The 4,811-nt window shown below is 45.5% G+C and carries 8 protein-coding genes and 1 pseudogene; 2 read left to right on the forward strand and 7 right to left on the reverse strand.

Annotated elements, in window-relative coordinates; all coding sequences use genetic code 11:
* The 5 genes and pseudogenes from ACRC32_RS12030 to ACRC32_RS12050 all read right to left on the reverse strand — a co-directional run.
* A pseudogene (locus tag ACRC32_RS12030) lies at positions 1-397 on the reverse strand (major capsid protein); the annotation flags it as partial.
* Between the two features lies 1 nt (position 398).
* A complete protein-coding gene (locus ACRC32_RS12035) occupies positions 399-1,055 on the reverse strand; it encodes a hypothetical protein (RefSeq protein WP_438554180.1) in 657 nt (218 codons plus the stop codon).
* Positions 1,056-1,174: 119 nt separating this feature from the next.
* On the reverse strand, positions 1,175-1,879 hold the full coding sequence (locus ACRC32_RS12040) for a hypothetical protein (protein ID WP_438554181.1): 705 nt from the start codon (positions 1,877-1,879) through the stop codon (positions 1,175-1,177).
* 35 nt (positions 1,880-1,914) lie between these two features.
* Positions 1,915-2,556 (reverse strand): hypothetical protein, encoded by a 642-nt coding sequence (locus ACRC32_RS12045; protein ID WP_438554182.1) that lies wholly within the window; start codon positions 2,554-2,556, stop codon positions 1,915-1,917.
* The gene (locus ACRC32_RS12050; RefSeq protein WP_438554183.1) at positions 2,557-2,772 is read right to left on the reverse strand and encodes a CopG family transcriptional regulator; all 216 of its coding nucleotides are present in this window, start codon (positions 2,770-2,772) and stop codon (positions 2,557-2,559) included.
* Positions 2,773-2,929: 157 nt separating this feature from the next.
* Here ACRC32_RS12050 and ACRC32_RS12055 point away from each other — a divergent pair, with 157 nt between their 5' ends.
* Both ACRC32_RS12055 and ACRC32_RS12060 read left to right on the forward strand, forming a co-directional pair.
* Positions 2,930-3,145 carry a hypothetical protein gene (locus ACRC32_RS12055; RefSeq protein ID WP_438554184.1) on the forward strand — a complete coding sequence of 72 codons (216 nt, stop codon included), beginning with the start codon at positions 2,930-2,932 and terminating at the stop codon, positions 3,143-3,145.
* Between the two features lie 61 nt (positions 3,146-3,206).
* Positions 3,207-4,109 (forward strand): hypothetical protein, encoded by a 903-nt coding sequence (locus ACRC32_RS12060; protein WP_438554185.1) that lies wholly within the window; start codon positions 3,207-3,209, stop codon positions 4,107-4,109.
* Here the strand turns inward: ACRC32_RS12060 and ACRC32_RS12065 are convergent, their stop codons facing one another.
* Positions 4,110-4,283, reverse strand: coding sequence for a hypothetical protein (locus ACRC32_RS12065; protein ID WP_438554186.1), 174 nt, complete (start codon positions 4,281-4,283; stop codon positions 4,110-4,112).
* The coding region (locus tag ACRC32_RS12070; RefSeq protein WP_438554187.1) for a hypothetical protein at positions 4,273-4,811 on the reverse strand (539 nt) is incomplete at its 5' end. The genes ACRC32_RS12070 and ACRC32_RS12065, both read right to left, overlap by 11 nt.

The following is a 4,811-nucleotide window of genomic DNA, read 5'->3' on the forward strand; positions in this document are numbered from 1 at the left end:
CAACCAAAGATAAATTAAGCCCAGTATTTAACCAAGCGATTAACTGGTTTTTGGCTCCCGTTGGGTTAGAAGTCGCTATCTTACGGATATTGTCAAAATCTCTGCCTGTTAGCTGGGCGGCAATATCGAGTTCGCCAAGTTTGACATCAAATGTCGCCGCCTGCGCTACTTGCTTCATTTGCGGCTCGGAGTAACGAGTCGCATCGTTAGCAGGACTTGTAAAATAGCGGATATCTGATTCGGTGAATTGGTTTTCTGTTACGGGGCGATCGGGCAATATCTCTGCGCCGATGTAGCGGCGAGCAGGAGTACCAAACTGGATGCGAGGATCGCGAGCTAAAGTTTCTAAATGCCCTTCTTCTACGATTTCCCTGTGGAGTGCAAAAATGTCTGCCATCTTACGCTACTCCTATTAGGCAGTTATAGTTTGCCCTGATAAATGTCTTTATTTCTGTTGATAAGCTAGTCCAGTTGGGTAGGAAGTTCTCGTAAACTACATTATTGGACTTAGCCATGTACAACTCTGCCTCATTGTCTATTAGCGCATTATGCACGTCGAAAAATAATAGGTGCGCTTCCTCGTCTCCTGTAGCATAGGGACCATAACCAATCCCCGCATCGCGCTCGGCATAAGTACGCCCTACTAAAGTGCCGGACTGCACAAGTAGATAGTCGCCCATGCTGTAATAAGCCATATCGCCACTGACTAAAGCTTGAGGCAGGGCTTCAACAGTTATGCTTGTCGCGCCTTCTGCTGCGGCAGCCGTCAACTTGGCAAACTTACCTGCGCCAGTGAAATCCAATATCTTGCCACTAGGGATAGAAGATGCGATCGCACTCTGTAATGGAATAGTAGTCGCACCCGCTGCCGCCCCTGCTGCCGCCACCGTAATCGGCGTGGCGTTGGACGAAGCTGTAAAGGCACTTGCATTTAAATGACCGCCCCCAGGCACTAATACTTTAGGCTGGTGCTGGGGAGTTCCCGACCACTGAGGCGAGATTGGTTGATAGTCCCCGAAGTGAATTCGAGGTTTTGTGTAATAAGGATTTGCCATTAGGGGTCAAGTCATACTTGCGACTTGTGACTTGTGACTTGCCTTCGTCCCCTGGACTATGGTTTGCTCTCCAAGAGCAGTGTTTTTTGAGAACAATTTGTTCTCATTTTTATTGCAAGCTACCCAGTAGTTTTTGCTTTTAGTCCAAATCCAGAAGCAGCAATATAGCTTTTTACTGGATCGGGATTCTCTTTCTTCTGTCCCCCTGGACTACCACCAGGAAGTGGAGAAGGCGGTTTTGGTGGCGTAGAACCACTACTCGGAAACAGAGATGGGAGGAAATCAGCCCAATTACTTTGGGCAAACTCAGTTAATGGTAACTTTGTATCGCCATTAACGACAAGTACCTGTTTACTATTATCCTCCCCACTTACTTCTAAACTTAATTGGTTGTCTGTCAGTAACTTTTTCAGTACGTTTGGATTAGCTTTAGATGCGATCGCTGCCTCAGTCACTTTAATATTTCTATCTGCTTCAATAAGTTTTGTTTCGGCTTCGTTCTTGGCTTGCTCTGCTGCATTTTTGGCAGCTTCTAGAGCAGATATAGTTTTTTGATTGTTAGAAGATTCTGATAGTAATGAGTTGTATTTAGTTGTAAAAGACTGGGTTTTAGCTACGGGGTTGTCGCCTTCTGCGCCAGTTAGCTTAAATATTTGGTCTACTATATTTTCTAATTGGGAGGCGCGATCGCGCTCTGTACTACTGCTACTTACAGCGCGGCGTTTTTCTTCGAGAATGCCATCAACTCTACCCTTGATTGCACTAATTAATTCGTTGCCATTTTCTAGGCTTTCAATTTGTCTTAGTGCCTCGGCGTAATCCATATTCTGCAAGCGGTTGATGACATATTAAATATAGCTCAAGCAAGGCGTTTCCGAAAAATTACTAAACACCTACAAAACTGAGAGCATTCGCAATTTACTGTAGGCATCGTCACTTCATTTAATGGCTTCCATTGCCCAGAAGTGCTATAAGAGAGGCATTGAGGGCAGTGAGCAGCGCTAGGATCGAGCGATCGCTTCGCTTCAATAAAACCTTCACGCCCCCTAGCTATTTTCTCAGCAGTGTGGAATGCGCTTCTGGTACTTGCACCGTAAAGAGAGGCTCTTTGAATGGCTTGTGCCTTGCTCAATTTCCCCGCAGCCAAGTCACGCGCAAATCCATCGAGAAATTGGTATTGCTCTCGCAGTAGTCTACCTGTACTACCGTAAGCCTGATTCGTCGCCTGCGATCGACCGCCTGAGCCTAAAATTGTGCTGCGGATTGCTGATAGCTTCAAGTCCTCTGCTGCCCGCTTCTGAAACTCTGGTATATCTATCCGCCCATCAGTCAATAAACGTGCGTGGGCTTTCATGCGGGTGGCGAGGCGATCGCTCTCTTGGTCTACCAAACGTAAAACAGTCGCCCTTGAGACGAATTTACCTGTACCATCTCTATATTTTCCGACGCGGCGATCGTAAGTTACTGTTTGGGGCGCACTGCCGACTAGGAAAGATGTCACTTATGCCGCGCTTTTATTTCTGCTTGCCAAATACTCATCAATCGCTGCACGCATTAAATCTCCTACTGTGCAATTCTTTTGTTCTGCAATTTCAGAAAGACGCATTTTTGTTTCTGCGTCTACTCTTGTGGCTACCTGTTCTGACAAAGGCTGTTTTCTACCGTTGTCAAAACGGTACTTAGTTCCAAAATCAGGATTGCCTTTATAATTCGCCATAACCCGCCAGCACAAACATAAGATATACTAATTTATTTTAACGCTCAACAGTTTGTTAACGTGCTATTGAGGTGATACAATAAGATTGAAGGCGGAACAGCACGAGATTGGAACCCTAATGACTGTCCGCTAACTCACGTAATAGCGAGATAACACAATGATGACACATGATTTAGTTTTAGATCAAGAACGCATTGAAGAGCAAGATGCGATCGCTGTAATATACCGCATCGCTGGCGAGAGCGACGGTTACGAGGGGACGTACCCACAGCACGACAACTACGAATACTTGAGCGGGTATGTGATGGGCGTATGGCGATACCGCGCCCAAGAAATATCTAGGCAGACTGGCGACTGCGTTGCACCGTTCTAAGTAAATCCCCACCGCATCCATTAAATGCGGTGGGGCGTATCTTAAATATTCCAATACAATCATGACACACCAAAACTTTAAATCAGCTTTCCTTGGCGCAGTATGCCATCCTAAAAACGTCCTTAGAGAATACTTAGCGGCGTTTAAAAACAAATGCCAAGCAGACATACTTTCGTTTATCGATGGTTGGATTAAAACTAACCGCAGCAAGCAAAGACCTGACTGGGTACGATTGTCTGCTTCTTACTTAGCAGATAGTCTTGGTTACTGCAAAAAAACTATTGCTACCCACTTAAAGAAATTGGTTGAGATGGGCGTGTTAGTTAGAGACACGTTAATCAAGCTTTTTGCTTGCGATACAGCCTACAGTTACAAGATTGATGAGGCTGTATTGTTAGACAAGGTGGGGAATTTTGACTGCGCTAGTGAAGTAAATTTACCACTCCAGCAGAGTAAAGTTACTACGCTAGAGGAGAAAAAAGACCCCGCATATTATATAGATTTAAATAAAGAAATAAATAGCAACAACGCAGAAAATGTTGTTGCTTCTTTGCAAACAAACAATATAGAAGTCCAGCCTAGATATCCTGAAAACAATCAGTCGATAATTTCTGAGGAGAAAATAAAACAAGTAGAGACGCTGGGTGTAGATAAGATATTTCCAGCATTGGCAGCAGAGATAGAAAAAGCAGAACCAGAAGTGTTTGACAATGCGATCGCAGTAGTCAAAAAAGCAGTAGCCAAGGGCAAAGTCAGTAATATTGCTGCCTACCTAATGGACGCGCTCAAAAAGCGGTTTGAGCCGTCAAAGAGCGAAAAAGTCTTGGATAGAAACGCGCAGTTTACCTTGTGGCGCAAAGCAAGCCCTGCTAATAGCGTGGCGGCAAGGTTTTCAAGAAGCGATCGCGGTTGTATTGAGATATCAGCAGATGGAGATACTTGGGTAGAGTGGCAGGACAGATAGCTATTTTTTCTTTTGCCGAGCCTCTAAAAACTTCTGCAACTCCTCAACTGATGTAGCGATCGCTCTCTCCACGTCGCCCCTAGTAATTGCTACTTCGCCATTATCGGTATAGTCGGTTAATTCCTTTAAGGGTATGAGATCGCCCTTGGGAATAAATGCTTCCTCAGTTGCCATTTAATACCTCCCCGCTTCTGTCTACACTGGTTGTATCCCCCGCTAGCACCCGACGCGATCGCAAGGTAGCTTCTGCCGTCTGTTGGTCAATGATTCCCGATACAAGTAAATTGCTTGTATCTTCTACTACGGTGCGATCGCGTTCTTCATCAGCTAAAAGTGCGAGTTCAGAGTCCGTATCTTCCACAAATCCCGACAAACTCATCGCCGTTGCCTTCGACAACAATCCCGCCTGCTGGAACTTGAGGATACGGTCTAGTTCTTCTGGGAGTGGACTCGTTGCGCTGAGTCGCAGTTGTACCACGATATCTAGATTGCGGTAGGTCTCGATTGAGTCTTGGGTTAGCATCATCAAAGCGCTGCCGTATGCTCCGGCGATCGCTGCCGCCACAATATCGCTGTGTTCCCCCAATGTAGTCTCAAAGTCTTGCCTTGCTTGTTCTCTAGATACTCCAGAGAGTTGTAAGTCAGAGCCGAGAAGATGCGATTGGGAGAATGCATGGTAGATAGCAGAAACAAAAGCATTGA

The sequence above is a fragment of the Chroococcidiopsis sp. genome (assembly GCF_051657925.1).
GTDB lineage: Bacteria > Cyanobacteriota > Cyanobacteriia > Cyanobacteriales > Chroococcidiopsidaceae > Chroococcidiopsis.

Excerpts from the sequence above, each read along its gene's own strand:
- ACRC32_RS12050 (WP_438554183.1), bottom strand. The coding sequence starts at position 2,772 with ATGGCGAATTATAAAGGCAATCCTGATTTTGGAACTAAGTACCGTTTT.
- ACRC32_RS12040 (WP_438554181.1), bottom strand. The coding sequence starts at position 1,879 with ATGGATTACGCCGAGGCACTAAGACAAATTGAAAGCCTAGAAAATGGC.
- ACRC32_RS12065 (WP_438554186.1), bottom strand. The coding sequence starts at position 4,283 with ATGGCAACTGAGGAAGCATTTATTCCCAAGGGCGATCTCATACCCTTA.
- ACRC32_RS12035 (WP_438554180.1), bottom strand. The coding sequence starts at position 1,055 with ATGGCAAATCCTTATTACACAAAACCTCGAATTCACTTCGGGGACTAT.
- ACRC32_RS12060 (WP_438554185.1), top strand. The coding sequence starts at position 3,207 with ATGACACACCAAAACTTTAAATCAGCTTTCCTTGGCGCAGTATGCCAT.
- ACRC32_RS12055 (WP_438554184.1), top strand. The coding sequence starts at position 2,930 with ATGATGACACATGATTTAGTTTTAGATCAAGAACGCATTGAAGAGCAA.